General features: G+C 64.0%; 15 protein-coding genes and 2 pseudogenes. 10 read left to right on the plus strand and 7 right to left on the minus strand.

The genetic code is table 11. From position 1 onward, the window contains the following. The 3 genes and pseudogenes from ACX3P1_RS00565 to ACX3P1_RS00575 form a co-directional block, all read right to left on the minus strand. Positions 1-1,077, minus strand: coding sequence for an ABC transporter ATP-binding protein (locus ACX3P1_RS00565; RefSeq protein WP_459077581.1), 1,077 nt, complete (start codon positions 1,075-1,077; stop codon positions 1-3). After that, positions 1,074-2,003, minus strand: a complete 930-nt coding sequence (locus tag ACX3P1_RS00570) for a PfkB family carbohydrate kinase (protein ID WP_459077582.1) — start codon at positions 2,001-2,003, stop codon at positions 1,074-1,076. Before ACX3P1_RS00570 ends, ACX3P1_RS00565 begins: the two co-directional genes overlap by 4 nt. Continuing rightward, positions 2,004-2,452: pseudogene (locus ACX3P1_RS00575) on the minus strand (SIS domain-containing protein); the annotation flags it as partial. Between the two features lie 28 nt (positions 2,453-2,480). Between ACX3P1_RS00575 and ACX3P1_RS00580 the strand changes: the two are divergent. The 3 genes and pseudogenes from ACX3P1_RS00580 to ACX3P1_RS00590 all read left to right on the plus strand — a co-directional run. Continuing rightward, positions 2,481-2,666, plus strand: a pseudogene (locus ACX3P1_RS00580) (ROK family transcriptional regulator); the annotation flags it as partial. A 177-nt stretch (positions 2,667-2,843) separates the two neighbouring features. Continuing rightward, positions 2,844-3,605 carry an SDR family oxidoreductase gene (locus tag ACX3P1_RS00585; protein ID WP_459077583.1) on the plus strand — a complete coding sequence of 254 codons (762 nt, stop codon included), beginning with the start codon at positions 2,844-2,846 and terminating at the stop codon, positions 3,603-3,605. 185 nt (positions 3,606-3,790) lie between these two features. Next, the gene (locus tag ACX3P1_RS00590; RefSeq protein WP_459077584.1) at positions 3,791-5,227 is read left to right on the plus strand and encodes an aldehyde dehydrogenase family protein; all 1,437 of its coding nucleotides are present in this window, start codon (positions 3,791-3,793) and stop codon (positions 5,225-5,227) included. A 201-nt stretch (positions 5,228-5,428) separates the two neighbouring features. Here ACX3P1_RS00590 and ACX3P1_RS00595 read toward each other — a convergent pair whose 3' ends face one another. From ACX3P1_RS00595 to ACX3P1_RS00610, 4 genes are all read right to left on the minus strand, one after another. Next, the gene (locus ACX3P1_RS00595) at positions 5,429-6,184 is read right to left on the minus strand and encodes an IclR family transcriptional regulator (protein WP_459077585.1); all 756 of its coding nucleotides are present in this window, start codon (positions 6,182-6,184) and stop codon (positions 5,429-5,431) included. A gap of 219 nt (positions 6,185-6,403) precedes the next feature. After that, positions 6,404-7,495 carry an ABC transporter substrate-binding protein gene (locus ACX3P1_RS00600; protein WP_459077586.1) on the minus strand — a complete coding sequence of 364 codons (1,092 nt, stop codon included), beginning with the start codon at positions 7,493-7,495 and terminating at the stop codon, positions 6,404-6,406. A 32-nt stretch (positions 7,496-7,527) separates the two neighbouring features. Further along, positions 7,528-9,306 (minus strand): ABC transporter permease subunit, encoded by a 1,779-nt coding sequence (locus tag ACX3P1_RS00605; protein ID WP_459077905.1) that lies wholly within the window; start codon positions 9,304-9,306, stop codon positions 7,528-7,530. Between the two features lie 14 nt (positions 9,307-9,320). After that, the gene (locus ACX3P1_RS00610) at positions 9,321-10,463 is read right to left on the minus strand and encodes an ABC transporter ATP-binding protein (protein WP_459077587.1); all 1,143 of its coding nucleotides are present in this window, start codon (positions 10,461-10,463) and stop codon (positions 9,321-9,323) included. 472 nt (positions 10,464-10,935) lie between these two features. On the opposite strand from ACX3P1_RS00610, the gene ACX3P1_RS00615 reads away from it, so the two are divergent. The 7 genes from ACX3P1_RS00615 to ACX3P1_RS00645 are packed head-to-tail and all read left to right on the plus strand — an operon-like array spanning position 10,936 to position 18,535. Continuing rightward, a complete protein-coding gene (locus tag ACX3P1_RS00615; RefSeq protein WP_459077906.1) occupies positions 10,936-11,724 on the plus strand; it encodes a CoA transferase subunit A in 789 nt (262 codons plus the stop codon). Continuing rightward, entirely contained in the window at positions 11,721-12,488 is a 768-nt protein-coding gene (locus tag ACX3P1_RS00620; RefSeq protein WP_459077588.1) for a CoA-transferase, read from the plus strand. Before ACX3P1_RS00615 ends, ACX3P1_RS00620 begins: the two co-directional genes overlap by 4 nt. A 16-nt stretch (positions 12,489-12,504) precedes the next feature. Beyond that, positions 12,505-13,704 (plus strand): CaiB/BaiF CoA transferase family protein, encoded by a 1,200-nt coding sequence (locus ACX3P1_RS00625; protein WP_459077589.1) that lies wholly within the window; start codon positions 12,505-12,507, stop codon positions 13,702-13,704. Between the two features lie 12 nt (positions 13,705-13,716). Further along, positions 13,717-14,778 carry a 2-hydroxyacid dehydrogenase gene (locus ACX3P1_RS00630; RefSeq protein WP_459077590.1) on the plus strand — a complete coding sequence of 354 codons (1,062 nt, stop codon included), beginning with the start codon at positions 13,717-13,719 and terminating at the stop codon, positions 14,776-14,778. Between the two features lie 16 nt (positions 14,779-14,794). Further along, positions 14,795-15,472: an L-fuculose-phosphate aldolase gene (locus ACX3P1_RS00635; RefSeq protein ID WP_459077591.1), complete on the plus strand. Its 678-nt coding sequence runs from the start codon at positions 14,795-14,797 to the stop codon at positions 15,470-15,472. Positions 15,473-15,476: 4 nt separating this feature from the next. Continuing rightward, on the plus strand, positions 15,477-16,988 hold the full coding sequence (locus ACX3P1_RS00640; protein WP_459077592.1) for an FGGY family carbohydrate kinase: 1,512 nt from the start codon (positions 15,477-15,479) through the stop codon (positions 16,986-16,988). Continuing rightward, positions 16,985-18,535: an acetolactate synthase large subunit gene (locus tag ACX3P1_RS00645; RefSeq protein ID WP_459077593.1), complete on the plus strand. Its 1,551-nt coding sequence runs from the start codon at positions 16,985-16,987 to the stop codon at positions 18,533-18,535. Before ACX3P1_RS00640 ends, ACX3P1_RS00645 begins: the two co-directional genes overlap by 4 nt. Positions 18,536-18,555 lie beyond the last annotated feature (20 nt).

Genomic DNA, 18,555 nt, shown 5'->3' on the forward strand with positions numbered 1-18,555 from the left:
TCAGTAGGCCTTACCGGTTGTGGGGTCGAACAGATGCAGGGCTTCCTCGTCGAAAGCGAAGGCATGCGTTTCGCCGATGCCGACACGGGATCGCGGCGGCAGGCTGGCCGTCACACGCTGCCCGCCAATCCGCGCGACGGCGATCAGTTCCGGGCCGGTCAGTTCGACGCTTTCGATCTCGGCCGTAAAGGAGAAATCCGATTTCCCGACAGCGGCAAACCGCAGGGTTTCCGGCCTGATCCCGGCCAGCAATTGCCGGTCGCCGTCGAGTGCGCCGGCAAACCGGCTGGGCAGCGGCAAGGCCGCGTCGGTGCCCTCTATCGTCAAGCTGTTGCCGCTGACGCTTGCCCGCAGCATGTTCATCGGCGGCGCACCGACGAAACCCGCCACATAAAGCGTTGTCGGGCGGTTGTAGATTTCCTCGGGCGTGCCGAGTTGCTCGATCCGGCCCTCGTGCATGACGGCGATACGGGTCGCCAGCGTCATCGCCTCGATCTGGTCGTGCGTGACATAGACCACGGTGGTCTTCAGCATGGTGTGCAGGCGCTTGATCTCGGAGCGCATTTCGAGGCGCAGTTTTGCATCGAGATTGGAAAGCGGCTCATCGAACAGGAACACCTGCGGCTTGCGCACCAGCGCCCTGCCGATCGCCACCCGCTGGCGCTGGCCGCCGGAAAGCTGGCTCGGCTTGCGGTCGAGCAGGTCCTCGATCTGCAGCAGCCTTGCCGCTTCGTTCACCGCTTTTTCCCGCTCGGCAACTGGTACTTTTCGCATTTCCAGGCCGAAGCCGATGTTGCGGCGGATGCTCAGGTTCGGGTAAAGCGCATAGGACTGGAACACCATGGCGATGTCGCGGTCCTTGGGATGGACGCCAAGGATGGAGCGGTCGCCGATGCGCACGTCGCCGCTCGTTGCCTCGGCCAGCCCGGCGATGATGTTGAGAAGCGTGGACTTCCCGCAGCCGGAAGGCCCGAGCAGCACCAGGAACTCGCCGTCCTCCAGCGCGATGTCGATGCCTTTCAGCGTCTCGACCTTGCCGTAGTTCTTGCGGACGTTAAGGATTTCAAGCCTGCTCATGCCGTGATTTCCTCGAAAGACTGCAATCCGCCATAGGCGCGGGGATGGGTGGAGATCGCCCGCGATGCCACCTGCGTTCCAGCAGCGAGGCAGGCGGCAAGCGGCAGGCCAGCGGCATGGAATGCCAGAAACGCGGCGTTGAACACGTCGCCCGCGCCGATGGTGTCGACGACCTTTACGGCGGGAGCCTCAGCCGAGGCCAGAACCCCGTCGGCGCCGATTGCGATTGCGCCATCCGGTCCGCGCTTGACGACCGCGACCGCCCCTTTTTTCATGCCGGATCGAAGCTGCCGCGCGGCCTCCTCCGGGCATTCCCGTTCGGCCAGCGTCGTCGTTTCGATCTCGTTGAACAGCGCCAGTTCGCAGCGCGAAAGCCATGTCTTCACGTTGGCGCGGTTCGCCCCAGTCCAGCCGTCCATGGGCCAGCCGGTGTCGAGCGCGACCGCGATGCGGTGCCGGTCGGCCCAGTCGAAAAACGCGTCATAGTCCTTCGTCAGATCGTCGGTCAGGAACGAACCGGTCAGCAGCGCCCAGCCGCCGGAAAGTTTTGGCCCGTCGAGAACCGACAGGACACCGGCAAGATCGAAGCGCGGCAGGTGGCCGCGCGTGGTGAAGAAGGTGCGCTCGCCGTCCGGGTGGGTGATGCCGACCGAGAGCGTCGTGCCCTCGGTACTGACCGGCCAATGTTCGGCGCGATGGCCAAATTCCTCGCGCAGCCAGCGGCCGAACTGGTCCGTGCCTACATTGGCGGCGATGGCGAAATCGACGCCAAGCGCCTGCCAGGCAAGCGCGCTGTTGCCGGCCTGGCCACCGACGCGCAGTTCGTCGTGATCGACGATGATTTCCGTGCCGGCTTTCGGCCATGGCTTGGCCGGGCCGAGGATCAGGTCGACATTGACGTTGCCGATCACCGCGAGAGGCCGCATTCACTCGCTCCGGGTGATCTTGCTGGAACGCACCGGCGTGCCGGCATTGTCGACGCGCGCATCGGCGAAGGCGATCATCAGACGCTGAGCCACCGGCAGCATGGCGAAGATCGCCGCCAGCCCCGATGCCGGCTTGAACGCCAGCGTGACCGCACCCGCGACCGGCTCGGCCCCCGAAGCATCGAAAAGGATAACCGGCGCGCCGGTCTCGACCGCCGAGATCGCCATGGCGGCTACGAGCGATGCCGTCGGGTCGTCGCCCCGGAAAAGCACGACTCCGATATCGGGTCCCAGCATTTCCATCGGCCCATGCCGCAACTGTCCGCCTTCCAGCGAAAAGCACGGACGCCGCGACAGTTCGGTCAGGCCCAGCGCCAGCGCCTCGGCCAGGCCCTGCAAGCGACGGCCCGAGGTGACAACGGTTTTACCCCCGCAAGGGCAGCCGCCGCGCCGTCGATGGCTTTTTCCTCGGGGGTCCGGCGTCTTTACGAGGCGATGCATCCTCTCATTCCGTCGATCGCGGACCGTCCCGACCGCGCCTTGCCGAGGCTGCAACTCGGCATCGCCGATCCCTGGGCCATCGCGCTCGGCGCGGCGGCAGAGCCGATCAGCCGCGCCTTCGATCCGCGTTTTTCGGCCATGCTGAAGACCCGGCCGGCCTGATCCCCGAAGTTAGGCGCTCTCCAAGCGGCGGGCCGTCAGTGTCGGGGCAACTCCAGATCCTCGCTTTCCGCCTTGCCGGTTCCACCGGATGGCCGGACGCCGTTCGCCATCGGCATGGCCTTTGACGAAGGCTCGGTACGCCACCATGATGGGTTTCCTGAAATCAGCGAGGTTGGCATGAGCAGCGGTTCCACACAGGAGAAGGGGCGCACGATTGTCGTAACCGGCGCCTCCGGCGGCATCGGTGCGGCGACAGCCCGCGCCTTCATCGAGGCGGGCTGGCGGGTTGGCTTGATTGCCCGCCGTGCGGATGCCCTGGAACAGGTGGCGGCAGACGCGCCCGATACGCTGGTCTTGCCTTGCGACGTGACCGACGAGGCCTCGGTCGAGGCGGCCTTCGATCGCGTGGCAGGCCAATGGGGACGCATCGACGTCCTGTTCAACAATGCGGGCATCGGCCTGAGAACCGCGCTGATCGACGAAATCACGGTCGATCAATGGCGTCAGGTCATCGACGTCAACCTGACGGGGATGTTTATTTGCGCCCGCGCCGCCTTTGCCCGGATGCGGCGGCAAAGGCCGCAAGGCGGCCGGATCATCAACAACGGATCCATTTCGGCACAGGTGCCGCGGCCTGGCTCTATCGCCTATACCGCCTCGAAACACGCGGTGACCGGGATAACCCGCACCCTCTCGCTGGACGGCAGGCCTTTCGGCATCGCCTGCGGCCAGATCGATATCGGCAACGCGCTGACCGACATGACCGGCGGCATGAGCCACGGCATGCCGCAGGCCGACGGGTCCATGCGGGCGGAGCCGACGATGGACGTGGAGAATGTGGCGCGTTCGCTCCTGCATATGGCCGACATGCCCGCAGAGGCTAACGTGCAGTTCATGACCGTCATGGCAACCACCATGCCCTATATCGGGCGCGGCTGAGACGCAGCGGAAAAAGGACTTGGACGAGGAACCCGTGACAGACCCGCACTGGCTGGATGGAATTACCGCTTCTGTCCGCACCTTGCATCAAGTCAGCCCTTGCCGAATGGCGTTCGGGCGTCCATCTGAAGGTCTCGGCGGATGGCCGCGATGTTTTGATTTCATGACGTGACGAAGGGACGACAATGCTTGAGAAGCGGAAGTTCTATATTGACGGCGCCTGGGTCGATCCGATCGAGGCGCGAAGCCTCGAGGTGATCGATCCTTCCAACGAGGAAGCTTTCGCGGTGATCTCGCTGGGAAGCAACGCGGATGGGGATCGCGCGGTCGAAGCCGCCAAGCGCGCGTTCGAGAGCTGGTCGAACACGACGCCGGCCGAGCGCCTGGCGAAAGTCGAGCGGCTGCTGGCCATCTACAATCGCCGCGCCGAGGAGATGGCACAGGCGATTTCCCGCGAGATGGGGGCCCCCATCGACATGGCGCTCAAGAGCCAGGTTGGCGCCGGTTCCTGGCACATCTCCAATTTCATTACCGCGTTCAAGAACTTCGAATTCGTCCGACCCTTGGGCGACCATGCTCCGAACGACCGGATCGTCATGGACCCCATCGGCGTCGTCGGGCTCATCACGCCCTGGAACTGGCCGATGAACCAGGTTACCCTCAAGGTCACGCCCGCCTTGCTGGCGGGCTGCACGATGGTGCTCAAGCCTTCGGAGATCGCCCCACTATCGTCCATGCTCTTTGCCGAGTTCATCGATGAGGCCGGGTTCCCGGCCGGCGTTTTCAACCTCGTCAACGGGGACGGTGCCGGCGTCGGCGAACGCCTGTCGTCACATCCCGATATCGAGATGATCAGCTTCACCGGCTCGACGCGGGCCGGCAAGGCGATCACCAAGGCGGCCGCCGACAGTTTGAAGCGGGTGGTGCTCGAGCTTGGCGGCAAGGGCGCCAACATCATCTTCGAGGACGCCGACGCCGACGCCGTGCGTCGCGGCACGGCCCAGTGCTTCAACAATACCGGCCAGAGTTGTAATGCGCCGACGCGCATGCTGGTCCAGCGCCCGAAATATGACGAGGCTGTCGAAATCGCCAGATCGGTTGCAGAAGCGCTGGCGGTAGATACGGCCGACAAGCGCGGCAACCACATCGGTCCATTGTCCTCCGAGGCACAATTTACCAAGGTGCAGGACATGATCCGCACGGGGATCGACGAGGGCGCCCGCCTTGTAGCCGGCGGCCTTGGACGCCCTGCCGGCCTCAACCGCGGTTACTTCGTGCGCCCGACGGTGTTTGCCGATGTCGATAATTCCATGGCGATCGCCCGCGAAGAGATTTTTGGGCCGGTGCTTTCGATCATTCCTTTCGACACGCTGGACGATGCGGTCGCCATCGCCAACGACACGCCCTACGGCCTGACCAACTATGTGCAGACGCAGGACGGCGAGAAGCGCAACCACATGGCGCGCAAGCTGAAGTCCGGCATGGTCGAGATGAACGGTGTGCCGCGCGCCGCCGGATCGCCGTTCGGTGGCGTGAAAGCCTCCGGCCGCGCCCGTGAGGGCGGCGTATGGGGTATCGAGGAGTTCCTCGAGCCGAAGGCCGTTTCCGGCTGGGCGAGCTAAGCCGCAACGGCTGAACGAACTGCGGAAACGGCGGTCGCTGACTGCCGTTTCCATGCTCCGCCAGGGGCAGGTGAGCACGTTTCGCATGCTGCGGCATGTCTTTTGCCTTGAGGTCAGGACAATTGATGCGCGGCGTAGCTGAGGAGTTTGACGCGGTGCGCGTCAAACCCCGTTTCTGATACAGGTTTAAAGCGAAAAAAATCAGTCGCGGGCAACGTAGCCCAGCGCGAGACTGATGGTGCGGCCGGCGTGCACGACGTGCTCGGCCATCTGCTTCAATTGCTTGCGGTTGATGCGTGTGTCTGGGCCGGACATGCCGATTGCGCCGACGACCTCACCCGAGCGATTGAGGATGGCGCTGGCGCAGGCCGCGATGCCCTCGCGCCACTCGCCATGCGGCACGGCCGCATAGCCCTGCTGGCGCGCCAGTTCTACATCTTCGCGCAATTCTTCCAGCGTCAAGCGCGTGGTGCCGGTGTAGCGCTTGAAAAGCGGAACGAAGCGCTCGAGGTAGCTGTCAGGCAGATGCGCCAGCATGGCTTTTCCGGTGGCCATGGTGAAGGCCGGCGCGCGCGCGCCAACGCTGGTATGCGCCCGGATGTGGTGGGCGCTTTCGATCTTGTCGAGATAGATGACGTCGGTTCCTTCAAGGACCGACAGATGAACCGTTTCGCCCGTGATCGCGGCGAGTTCCGTCATGGCGGGCCGGGCGACCTGGACGATGTCGAGCCGGCGGATCACATTGCTGCCGAGTTGCCAGATCTTGGTCGTCAGTTCGTAGGTGCTGTTGGGCGGAACCTGGCGGACATAGCCATGCGCCTGCAGGGTCGTCAGTAACCGGTGAACGTTGCTTTTGGTGAAATCCAGTTCAGTTGCAAGATCGGTGACGCCACGCGGGTTGCCGCTCACTGCCAGCGTTTCGAGAAGACGCAGTCCCTTGATGAAGGCTTTATCCATATCTCTTGCCGAGTTTGCAGTTTCCGCCACCGGGCCACGGAATCACTTTCCGGTTTCCGATTAAATCCGATGTATTGCCAAAGTAGCGGAGCGCCCCAATATCCGTTCGACTGAACACTTGGCCTCTACCATGAGCCGCCGGTATTGGCCATCGGTCCATCGCCGCAGGAGCGGCCGCGATCGACCATGCGATCGCGGCCGCTCCAACGCCCTTACGAGTTACTGCGAGAGCAAAGCGTTTAGCTTTTCCTGTCCGTATTCTTCATTGGTGGTGTTGCCGTCGGGCGACTTGGCTCCCCAAAAATCCGGGCTCCACTCAATGGCCTTCTTTACGTTTTCAGGATTGTTGGCCCAGTAGCGGCTGACCGCGGGATCGGCCTTTTCGAACACCAACGGCGAAGGCAGCGCTACCGGATATGCCGAGGTGAGCTTGGCCGCCAGTTCCGCGTCGAGACGCCAGGACAGAAGCTTCAGCGCGTTGTCGTAATTCGGGGCGCCTTTCGGGATCGAGAAGAAGTCGTAATAGACAAAGCCCTGGTTCCAATTGACTTCAACCGGCGCGCCTTTGAGCGCAAGCAGGCTCATGGAGCTTGTATAGGCCATGCACATGTCTGCCTCGCCATCGAGGAGCAGCTGCGGCCCCTGGGCGGAAGTGGTCCACCATTTCGTGACGTGAGGCTTGATTTCCTCGATCTTCTTGAGCGCGCGCTCCATGTCGATCGGATAAATGTCTTCCTTCTTCACGCCATCGGCCATGAGGGCTGCCTCGAAGACGAAACGTGGCCATGCCGGCATGCAGCGCGATCCGGGGAACTTCTCGACGTTCCAGAAATCCGCCCAGTCCTTGGGGACATTGTCGCCCTTGTACTTGTCGGTGCTGTAGGCCATGCCGACGCCGATGACCTGAAGGGCGACGCCCTTCGGACGCTTCAGATTGTCGGGCATGGTCTCCAGCGTCTTCTTGGCGCTGTCGGAGAGCTTGTCGTAGTCGATGTCGGCAAGGCAGCAATCGCCGAGCAGCTTGGTTTCCTGATCGAAGATGAAGGTCAGGTCCCATTCTGTCTTGCCGGCTTCGACCTGCGCCTTGATGCGCGGACCGCTGCGGGCTTCCTGGACGAGCACGACGTCGATGCCGGTATCGGCCTCGAAGGGGTCATACATCACCTTGCGCAGGGCATCGCCATACGGGCCGCCTGGGTCCTGCATGACGACTTCATTGCTTTGGGCGTGGGCTGTCGTGGCCGCCCCTACGATGATAGCCATAGCCGTGAAGCGCGCGGCGAGCGATTTGAACGTCCGAAATCTTGTCATTCCATATTCCTCCCTATTGAGCGTTCTGAGGTTCACACTTGCTTGCGCGAACGGGCCAGTACCGGGCGCGCAAGGATGATGCCGACCACGACGAGGAAAACCTCAAGCGTGGAGACGACGGCCAGCACGGGGCTGAGTTCGTAATTGACGCCGGCCCACAATTTGAGCGGCAGCGTCACCAGACGGGGACTGGTCAGGAACAGCGAAAGCACCAGTTCGTCGAAGGAATGCAAAAAGGCGAAGAAGGTCGCCGCCGCCAGGCCGGGACCAATCGCCGGCAGCGTCACCGTACGGAACACGGTGAGCGGCGAGGCACCATGCACGGCCGCCGCCCGCTCCAGATTGCGATCCACGCTTTGCAGCGCGGCGCAGATGATGACGACGACGATCGGCAGGCCGCCGATCGCATGGGCGGCCGCCAGCCCGCCTATTGTGCCGTCCAGGCCGACGCGCAGATAGAGGCTGTAGAGCGACAGGCCGAGCACAACGGGCGGAACGATCACAGGGCTGACCAGGAACAGCATGATGAACGTCTTGCCGCGCACGGAACTGCGCACGATGCCCATCGCCGCAGCCGTCCCCAGCACGACGGCGATGAGCGCGGAAATGACGGCGATAGTCAGCGAATCCCTGAAGGCCTCGACCCAGGCTTTGTCCGTGAAGAATTCCTCGTACCAGCGCAGCGAATAGCCGGGTGGCGGAAATGTCAGAAAACTGGCCTCGCTAAAGGAAATGACCATCACGACGATGATGGGCACGACCAGGATGGCGATGACCAGGAGGCCGCTGGAAATAACGGTCGCGCCGCCGAGCCATCGGGGGGCGGCGGAGAGTGCGCGCAGGATCGGCCAGCCGATAGTGTCGGCAAGCACGGTGCCAAGCGTGTGTCCGGAGGCCATGCGCCCGCCGGCTTCCTTCGCTTGCTTTTTCGTAGAACCGTTGCCGCTAAGCTGGCCGCCGCCCCACAGGAACTCGAAGCCCAGGAAATGGCCGGCAATGCCCACGAAGATAACGGTTATGACGAGCAGCACGACGCCGAGCGCCTGCAGGAAGCCTTCGCTGCTGACGAAGTTCGACTGCTGCGTGATGTGCATGGCGAACATCTGGTCGCCCGGCCCACCGAGCAGGGTAGGCGTGATAAAGAAGCCGATGCCCATGACGAAGACGAGCAGGAAGCCGGCGCCGACGCCGGGAAATGTCAGCGGCAACAGGACGCGCCAGAAAACCGCCAGGGGCCCGGCGCCGCTGGCGGCGGCAGCGCGCGTGAGGCTGCTGTCGAGACGCGCGACACTCGCATAGATCGACAGCACCATGATCGGCAAAAGCACCGCCGTCATGCCAAGCAACACCGCGCCACGGTTGAAAAGCAAGTGCATCGGCCCGTCGAAAATGCCGAGCCAGACGGCGAATTTGTTGACCGGGCCATTACGGCCGAGAAGCACCATCCACGAATAGGTGCGGATAAGGATGGCGATGAAATAGGGAAGGGTGATGCTCACCGCGACGGCGACCTGTACCCAGCCGCGGGTGCGGTGAATAAGCAGGGCTGTCGGATAGCCGAAGATGGCGCACAATACGGCGACGCTGAGCGAAATGCCCATGGTGCGCACCAGCGAGTCCCAGTAGAGCGGCACCGAGAAGACGCGGTCGAAATACACCCACGGCGTCGGGCCGCTGAGGCTGATGCGGGTGAGGTCGATCAGTGGCAGCAGATAGATGAAGGCGAGAAACAGGGTGGCCGGCACAAGCAGCCATGTCGGGTTGCCGAAGCGTGCGCGCAGGCTCACGGGCCGTTTTCGCGCATCACCCATGACGGCGGACGCACTCACGAAAGCACCCAGCAATCTTCCGCGCGCCAGCCCACATGGAGCTTATCGCCCACCGAAGGCAATGCCCGGTCGAACCTGTCTGAACAGCGAATGAGCAGTGTTTCGCCGCCTTCCATCCGCACTTCGATACGCAGGATTTCGCCCAGGAACAGCGCGGACGTAACGGTCACCGGGATCGTGTTCAGGGCCGGTTCGTCGCTGATCGTGATGCGCTCGGGGCGGACCAGAACGGTGGCGCGGCCGACACTGGCCGCGTCGCGGGTCTCGGCCTCGAAAGTATAGCCGGCGCGGTTCTTGAGCGTCACGGTCGAGCCGCGTTTCTGCACGATCTCGGCATCCACAAGGTTGCTTTCGCCGACGAACGACGCCACGAAGCGGTTCGTTGGATGCCGGTAAATCTCGACCGGCGTGCCGATCTGCACGATCTTGCCGCTCTCGAGGACCGCGATGCGGTCGCTCATGGTCAGGGCCTCGCCCTGGTCGTGGGTGACGAAAAGAATGGTGCTGCCGAGCGTCTGGTGCAGGTCGCGAATCTCGATCTGGATCGATTCGCGCAGGCGGCGGTCGAGCGCGCTCAGCGGTTCGTCCATCAGCACCACCCTGGGCCGCATGACGATGGAGCGGGCGATCGCGACGCGCTGTTGCTGTCCGCCGGACATCTGCGAGGGCATCTTCGCCGCATGCTCGGAAAGCCGCATGATCTCCAGCGTTTCGCCGACGCGGCGCTCGGTCGTCGCACGGTCGACGCCGGCCATGCGCAGCGGGAAAGCGACGTTCTGGGTCACCGTCATGTTGGGGAAAAGCGCATAGCTCTGAAAGACCATGCCGAAGCCGCGGCGATGCGGAGGAACGCTTTGAATCTCCTTGCCGTCAACGAGGATCTCGCCCTCGTTCGGCTTCTGGAAGCCGGCGACGAGGTTGAGCAGCGTGGTCTTTCCGCTCCCCGAAGGGCCGAGCAATGTGATGAACTCGCCGGGCTGGATATCGATGCTGATGTGATCGGCAGCATGGAAATTGCCGTACGTCTTGACGACGCCCCTGACGGCGATGCTACTCCCGATCACCTGCCGGGAATCGCGACCGCTGGAGGCCGACATGTCTCCACTCTCGCTGCGCTGGGCCAAACTGACTGTCATCATCTTTCTCCGCTGTTCCATATTATAGAACGGCATTCTGTATTTATCATCTGTCGGCGTTTTTAGCTTGTCAAGCAGAGTCATCGCCAAGCCCCGGTGGGCAGGTGGCCGGAGCAACGTTTTGCCGCATGGCACCGAACGGAAATTGGCGGAGATAGCTGGTTCTCTCCTTGTCCACTGCTGCCGAAAAGCGCGTTGCGGTGCAGCCGCCTCATAGGAGGAGCCACCGATGCGGGACGTTTGCAAGCGTGCGGCCGCCTGCTAAATTCCAGTTCCGGCGCCGCAGGTTCCCATGAAACGCATTCGCGCCACGCACGCGCCGTTCGGGTCTGCTGCCTTCGCGGCAGCGGCGCATGAGGTGCGTTGACAGCGTCGCTCAATCGCGCTTATTCTAATTTTTAGAAACGTGTTCTACAATATAGAACATAGCTTGGATTTTTGGCGGGAGGCGGAACTGCTGAGTGAGCTGAAGGCGATGGCAAGCCGAATCGAGCCGGGCGCAAAGCTCGCGCTGCCGGTCGATTATGCCGGTGTGTCGATGGCGATGACGCAGCCGATCATCGAGCATGGCGCAGGCGGTCTGCATCTCGTCTGCGTCCCGACCGGCGGGCTTCAGGTCGATCAACTCATCGGCGCCGGCCTTGTCGCGACGGTGGAAACGAGCGCCGTTTCGCTTGGCGAGGCCGGCGGCGCGCCGCGCTTCAACCAGGCGGTGAAGGACGGCTCGATACGCCTGATGGACGCCACGTGCCCGGCCATCCATGCCGGCCTGCTGGCGGCGCAGAAGGGAAACCCGTTTCAGCCCATTCGCGGCCTGATCGGCACCGATGTCCTGGCCAACCGTAAGGATTGGCTCGTTATCGACAACCCCTTTGCCGAGGCGCAGGACCCGATCGTGCTGGTGCCGGCGATCCACCCCGACGTCGCCATCTTCCATGCCCCCATGGCCGACCGCTTCGGCAATGTCTGGATCGGCCGCCGCCGCGAACTCGCGGCCATGGCCTATGCCTCGAAAATCACGCTGGTCACGGTGGAACGCATCGTGGAGAAAAGCCTGCTCGCCGACGAGACGCTCGCTGCCGGCACGCTGCCGGCGCTCTATGTCGATTCCATCGCGCTCGCCCCGAAAGGCGCATCGCCCTACGGGCTCTGGGGCGAATACCCGCCCGACACGGCCGAACTTGTCCGTTACGCCGGCATGGCCCGCACCGACCAGGGTTTTCACGATTATATGGCTTCGCGGAAAATGGAGCCTGCGCAATGAGCAAGGTTCTTCCGCGCGAAACCCTCATCTGCACCATCGCGAAATTGCTCGACGGCGTACGCCATGTCGCGGTCGGCGCTTCCTCCCCGATCCCGGCGGCCGGCGCGATGCTGCTGCGCGCGCTGAAGGAAAAAGCGGGCGCGCCGCGCGTGCGCATCTCGATCCTGGGCTCGGTGGAGCACAATTTCTTCACCAACGGATCGGCCGAGCTTTTCGACTGCGCGGGACAGGGGCGTATCGACGCCTTCTTCCTGGGCGGCGGCCAGATCGACGGGCACGCCAACGTCAATCTCGTCGGCGTCGGCGACTACCCGCAGTCCAAGGTGCGCTGGCCCGGCTCCTTCGGCTCGGCCTACCTTTATTTCGTGGTGCCGCGCGTCATCCTGTTTCGCGAGGAACACAGCCCGCGCGTCTTCGTCGACAAGGTCGATTTCATCAGCGCGCCCGGCGTCAGCGAAGAAGGTGTCTATCGCACCGGCGGTCCCTATGCGCTTTTGACCGGCAAAGGCCTGTTCAGCTTCGACAAGACGAAGCCCGGCTTCAAGCTGGAAAGCGTGCATCCCGGCCACGACCTGGCCGAGATCAAGGCCACGACCGGCTTTGCCTTCGAGCATGAGGCCGCGCCGGCAAGCACGGCGCTGCCCGACGCGGAAGTCCTGAGCCTGTTGCGCGGGCGCGTGCTGGACGAACTTTCCGAAACCTATCCCGATTTCGCCGGCCAATTGCGCGAAGAACTGGAAAGCAGGGCCGAGCCTGCGGCGTGACATGACTGGAAAAGCAATGCAATTCGATACCGGTTCACTGGCCAATCTCAAAGTCGTCGACGCGAGCCGCGTTCTCGGCGGCCCCTATGCGGGACAGGTCCTGGCCGATCACGGAGCCGACGTGATCAAAATCGAGCCACCGGCGGGCGACGAAACGCGCGGTTGGGGTCCGCCCTTCCTCGACGGTACGGCAAGCTATTTCCTCGGCCTCAACCGCAACAAGCGCGGCATGGCGCTCGACCTGGCCCAGCCGGCCGGCCGGGAGCTTCTGCTTGTGCTTCTGGAAGACGCGGACGTCTTCATCGAGAATTTCAAGACCGGCACGCTGGAACGCTGGGGTCTTTCCTATGAGGAACTTTCCCAGCGATTTCCCCGGCTTGTCCATTGTCGGGTTTCCGGTTTCGGCAGCGACGGTCCCCTGGGTGGACTGCCGGGCTACGACGCCGCCATCCAGGCCTCTACCGGCATCATGAGCGTGAACGGCGAACTCGGCGGAAAGCCGCTGCGCGTAGGCCTTCCCGTCGTTGACATGGTGACAGGGCTCAACGCCGTGATCGGCATCTTGATGGCGATCAACGAGCGCTCGGTGAGCGGCAAGGGGCAGTTCGTCGAGACGGCGCTTTACGATTGCGGCATCTCGCTGCTGCACCCGCACCTGCCGAACTATTATCTGTCGGGCAAGGTAGCCGAGCCTTCGGGCAACGCGCACCCGAATATCTGCCCCTATGACACGTTCGCCACGCGCACCGATCCGATCTTTCTGGCGGTCGGCAACAACCGCCAGTTTGCCACGTTGTGCACCGTCATCGAGCGGCCCGATTTACCCACCGACCCCCGCTTCCTCTCCAATGGCGAGCGCAACATCCATCGCGACGCGCTGAAGGTCGAACTGGAGGCCGCCCTCGCGGGTTTCGACTGCGTTGCCATCGCCGACCGCCTGATCCAGGCCGGTGTGCCCTGCGGCGCGGTGCGCTCGATCGACCAGGTGGTGGACGACGCCCATACCAAGCACCGCGAGATGGTGGTGGATATCGGGCCGTATCGCGGCACGGGCAGTCCGATCAAGATGTCGCGCACGCCGGCCTCCTATCGCAAGGCTCCGCCGGCATTTGCCGAACACACCGCCGAGATCCTGTCCGAACGCAAGATCGAAGGCGAGCGCTTCCGCGACGTGCTTCCGGGCCTGACGGACGCGCCCACCGCCAAGCGCGCATGAGGATTTGAAGACATGAACAACCTGGCAAGCACGCAGACCCTGACGGTCGGCATCATCGGCGACGGCTTCATGCAGCCGTCCTTTTTCGAGAAGGCTTTTTCGGCACGAATGCCCGGACGGGCGCTGCGCTTCAAGCATATGCAGCTCGACTGGCCGTTGAAACTGGTGTCGACCAAGCACGATCCGCACCTGCCCGTTGCCGAGTTCGTCGGCCGGCCGGAGGATTATTTCGAGTTTCTTTCCGACGTCGACATTCTGGTCACCCATCTCGCGCCCATCACCGCCGAGAGCCTCGACCATGCGCCGCGCCTGCGCATCATCGCCGTTTCGCGCGGCGGGCCGGTCAATATCGAGATGCCGGCGGCGCGTGAGCGCGGCATTACGGTCGTCAACACGCCTGGCCGCAACGCATCGGCGGTGGCCGAATTCACCGTCGCCTCGCTGCTGGCGGAAACACGCAACCTGATCCGCGGGCATCTTTCGGTTCGCGAGGGCGAGTTCAAGCGCGACTTCTACCATTTCGACCATACCGGGCCGGAACTTTGCGAATTGAGCGTCGGCATCGTCGGTTATGGCGATATCGGAATGCGGGTGGCGCGCCTGCTTCGCCCCTTCGGCTGCAAGATCGTGTTTTCCGACCCTTTCAAGGAACTGAGCGACGAAGACCGGGCCGCTGGCATCGAGAAGGTGGATTTCGAGGATCTCGTGCGTCAGGTCGACGTGCTGACGCTGCATCCGCGCGTCACGCCGCAGACCAAGGGCATGGTTGGCCGTACCCAGATCGAGGCGATGAAGCCCGGCTCCTATCTCGTCAACACCACACGCGGCCAGGTGCTCGACTACGAGGCGCTTTACGACGCGCTGGTTTCGGGGCACCTGAAGGGCGCGGCGCTCGACACTTTTGCGCCCGAGCCGCCGCCGGCCGACTGGCCACTTTTGAAGTTGCCCAACGTAACGCTTTCGCCGCATATCGCCGGCGCGTCGCGATACTCCATTACCAAGGCCGCCGACATGATCGCCGAGGACATCGATCTCATTCTCCAGGGTCAACCGCCGCTTCACCCGGCGAAATAGAAAGGACGCGCGTCACATGACAAGCGAAGAACTTGCGCTGCGTAAAGAGGTCATCGACTCCTGCCGCAACATGAACCGGCTGGGCATCAACAAGGGCACTGCGGGCAATATCAGCGTGCGCCATGGCGACGGTTTTCTGATTTCGCCCACCGGCATTCCCTACGACAAGCTCGAGCCCGAGCATGTCGTGGCGATGAAGTGGGACGCTACTTTCGGAGGCGATGTGCTGCCGTCCAGCGAATGGCGCTTCCACCGCGACATTCTGCAGGCGCGGCCCGATCTGAAGTCCGTGGTGCATACCCATTCCACCCACGCCACCAGCGTCTCCATCCTCGGCAAGGCCATTCCGGCCATCCATTATGCGATCGCCGCAACTGGAGGATCGACCATCCGTTGTGCGCCCTACGAGATATTCGGCTCGCAGGAACTGGCCGACCAGGTGGTCAAGGCGCTCGAAGGGCGCCGCGCTTGCCTGATGGCGCATCATGGTGTGATCGCTGCGCATGTCTCTGTCGCGCGGGCGTTGGCGCTGGCGGTCACGGTGGAGGAGCTTGCGCACCAGTATCTGTTGTGCCTGCCGTTTGGTGAACCGCCGGTGCTTAGCGACGAGCAGATCGCGGCGGTCCTGGAGAAGTTCAAGACCTACGGCCAGCAAAGCTCGACGGCGCTGGAGGGGTTGCGCCAGGCCTCGTGACCCCATGACATCCTTCCTCGTCTGCCTCGATTCGGGCACCACCACCGTCAAGGCCGCCGCCTTCGACGGGGCGGGCAAAATGGTGTCGAGTGCGCAGGGCGACAACACCGCCTTGCGCCGGCAGGGCGCGCATGTCGAACAGGACATGGCGGTAACGCGCGCCGATGCTTTCGCCGTGCTGAAGGCCTGCATCGCCAGGATCGACGGCGATGTAGCGGGGATCGTGGTGACCGGGCAGGGCGATGGGCTCTGGCCTCTGGGCAGCGACATGCTGCCGGTCGGCAACGCCATCACCTGGCTCGACGGGCGATGCCGGGCGCTGGCCGCGCGGCTGCAGGCGGATGGCGAGGCTTTCGCCGCCATCGAGGCAGTGACGGGCGCGCGTCCCACCGCAGCCTCGCAAAGCCTGCATCTCCACTGGCTGGCCGAAAACGAACCCGAACGCCTGGCGCGCGTCGCCCATGTGTTGCGCGCGAAGGAATGGCTGTTCTTCGCGCTGACCGGAGAACTCAAGGCCGAACCGAGCGCCGTGCTTCAGGTCTGGGGCAGTTGGCGCAGCGGTAAGACCTCGCCTGTGATCCAGCAGGCTCTCGGTCTGGCGCGCGGCATCGAGCTTTTGCCGGAGTTGGGGTCCATCGCCGAGTGCCGCGCGGTGCTTTCCACAGAGGCTGCCGGCGCTCTCGGCGTAGCCGCCGGTACGCCGGTGCTGCTCGGGCCCGGCGACGTACAGGCGACGCTGATCGGGCTTGGCCTCGGCAGCACGCCCGAGGTTACGCGCGCCTCCATTTTCGGGACCAGCGCCATCCATGCCTGCTACCTCACCGACCCGGCGCAAATGCGCAAAAAGCCGGCTGGCGCGATGATCCAGCCCTATGCGCTGGGCGAGGGCTATCTGTGCTTCCACCCAAGCTTCAACGGCGCGACGCTGCTCAAGCATCTGCGCGACAAACTGGCCAGCCCGCCTGACGCGAGCGAACCCGCCTATTCCTCGCTGATCCTCCATCCCTTCTTTGAGCCGGGCGGTGAGCGCGCGCCCATCACGACGCCTTATGCCAGCGGCGCCTTGTTCGGCATGACGGCCGATACCAGCCCGGCCGAGATCGCCTGGGCGGGACGGGAAGCGCTGGCGTTCATCGCCCGCAGGAGCCATGACATGATGAACGCGCCGGCTGGCATGCTGGCGCTGGGTGGCGGGCTTGCGGCGGATACCCACTTCGCCGGCTTTCTCGCCACGCTTATGGGACAGAAGGTGGCGTGCAATACGGGCGGCAATTCCGGCTTGCGCGGCCTCGCTATGGTTGGCGCGCGCTTCATCCATCAAATGTCGCCGGAGGCGGTCGCGGAGGGCTGGCGCGGAGCGCCGGATGCATGGGCCGAGCCGCAAGGCGCGAGGTACGACTACGCCGAGACCAAATATCGCCTTTTCGCGCGTCTGATCGACGCGCTAGAACCGTTCTGGCAGGAGATCGCCGACCTCGGCGACAAGGCTCTGCCGATGAAGGACCTTATGCGATGAATGGCGCCGATCTCCTGTGCGAAACCCTGCTCGTAAACGACGTCGATGTGTGTTTCGCCAACCCCGGCACGTCGGAGATGCATTTCGTCGCCGCCCTCGATCGGCAGCCGCGCATGCGCTGCGTGCTCGGTCTTTTCGAAGGCGTGGTGACGGGGGCTGCGGACGGCTATGCCCGCATGGCCGACAAGCCGGCGGCCACGCTTCTGCATCTGGGGCCGGGCCTGGCGAACGGCCTCGCCAACCTGCATAATGCGCGGCGCGCCCGCACCCCGATTGTCAATATCGTCGGCGACCATGCGACCCATCACCTCCAATACGATGCCCCCCTCACATCCGACATCGAATCGCTGGCGCGCCCGATGTCGCACTGGGTCGAGCGCGCGGCCACGGCCGACGCGGTCGGTCCGCGCACGGAAGAAGCGATCCGCACCGCGCGCGCGCAACCCGGCCAGATCGCCACGCTGATCCTGCATGCCGACGCGGCCTGGGGCGAGGTGGAACATGGCGCAAAACCCTCGGCCATCGAAATCGCATCGCCGGGCAAGCCTGAAGCCGCGCGCATAGTCGGGGCGGCTGAAGCGCTGCGCAACGGACGCCGCACCACCATTCTGGTGGGTGGCCGGGCACTGCGCGAGGCGCAACTCGAGACACTCGACCGGATCGCCCAGAAGACCGGCGCGCGCCTGATGGCGCAGCAGGCCAACGGACGCATGCAACGAGGTGCCGGCCGCGTCGCGCTCGACCGGGTTCCCTATGTGATCGATCAGGCTGTCGCCGCCTTTGCCGAGACGGAGCAGGTGATCCTGATCGCCGCCAAGGCGCCTGTCGGCTTTTTCGCTTATCCCGGCAAGCCGAGCGTGATGCTGCCGCAGGGTTGCGAAGTCTTGGTGCTGGCGGAGCCGGAACAGGATCTGGCGGCGGCGATTGCCGGTCTTGCCGATGAGGTCGGCGTGGCCGGCACGATGCCGAGGCTAACGCCAAGGCAGTTGCCGGACATGCCGACCGGTACGCTGACCAAGGAGGCAATCGCCATAGCACTTGCCCGTCACATGCCGGCCAATGCGGTGGTGTGCGATGAGTCGGTTTCGTCGGGACGCGACTTTTTCCGCTACACCTATGGCGCTGAACCGCATGATTTCCTGCAGCTTACCGGCGGCGCGATCGGCATAGGCCTTCCGCTCGCCACCGGCGCGGCAATCGCCTGCCCGGATCGCAAGGTCGTCACCCTTCAGGCCGACGGCAGCGGCATGTACACGGTGCAGGCGCTGTGGACGCAGGCGCGCGAGCGCCTCGACGTCGTGACCATCGTCTTCGCCAACCGGCGCTACCAGATATTGCATGGCGAGTTGAAGAATGTCGGCGCCGGCGCGCCCGGCGTGAACGCAAGCCGGATGCTCGATCTGGTCGACCCCGCTCTCGATTGGGTCGGATTGGCGGCCGCGATGGGTGTGGAGGGCGCGCGCGCCGAAAGTGCCGAACAATTCTCCGATCTTCTGCGCGCCGCGTGCGGCCGCAAGGGACCGTTTCTGATAGAGGCCGTACTTTAGGACAGAAACATCGATCTCCG

It is taken from the genome of Mesorhizobium sp. A623, from assembly GCF_054489405.1.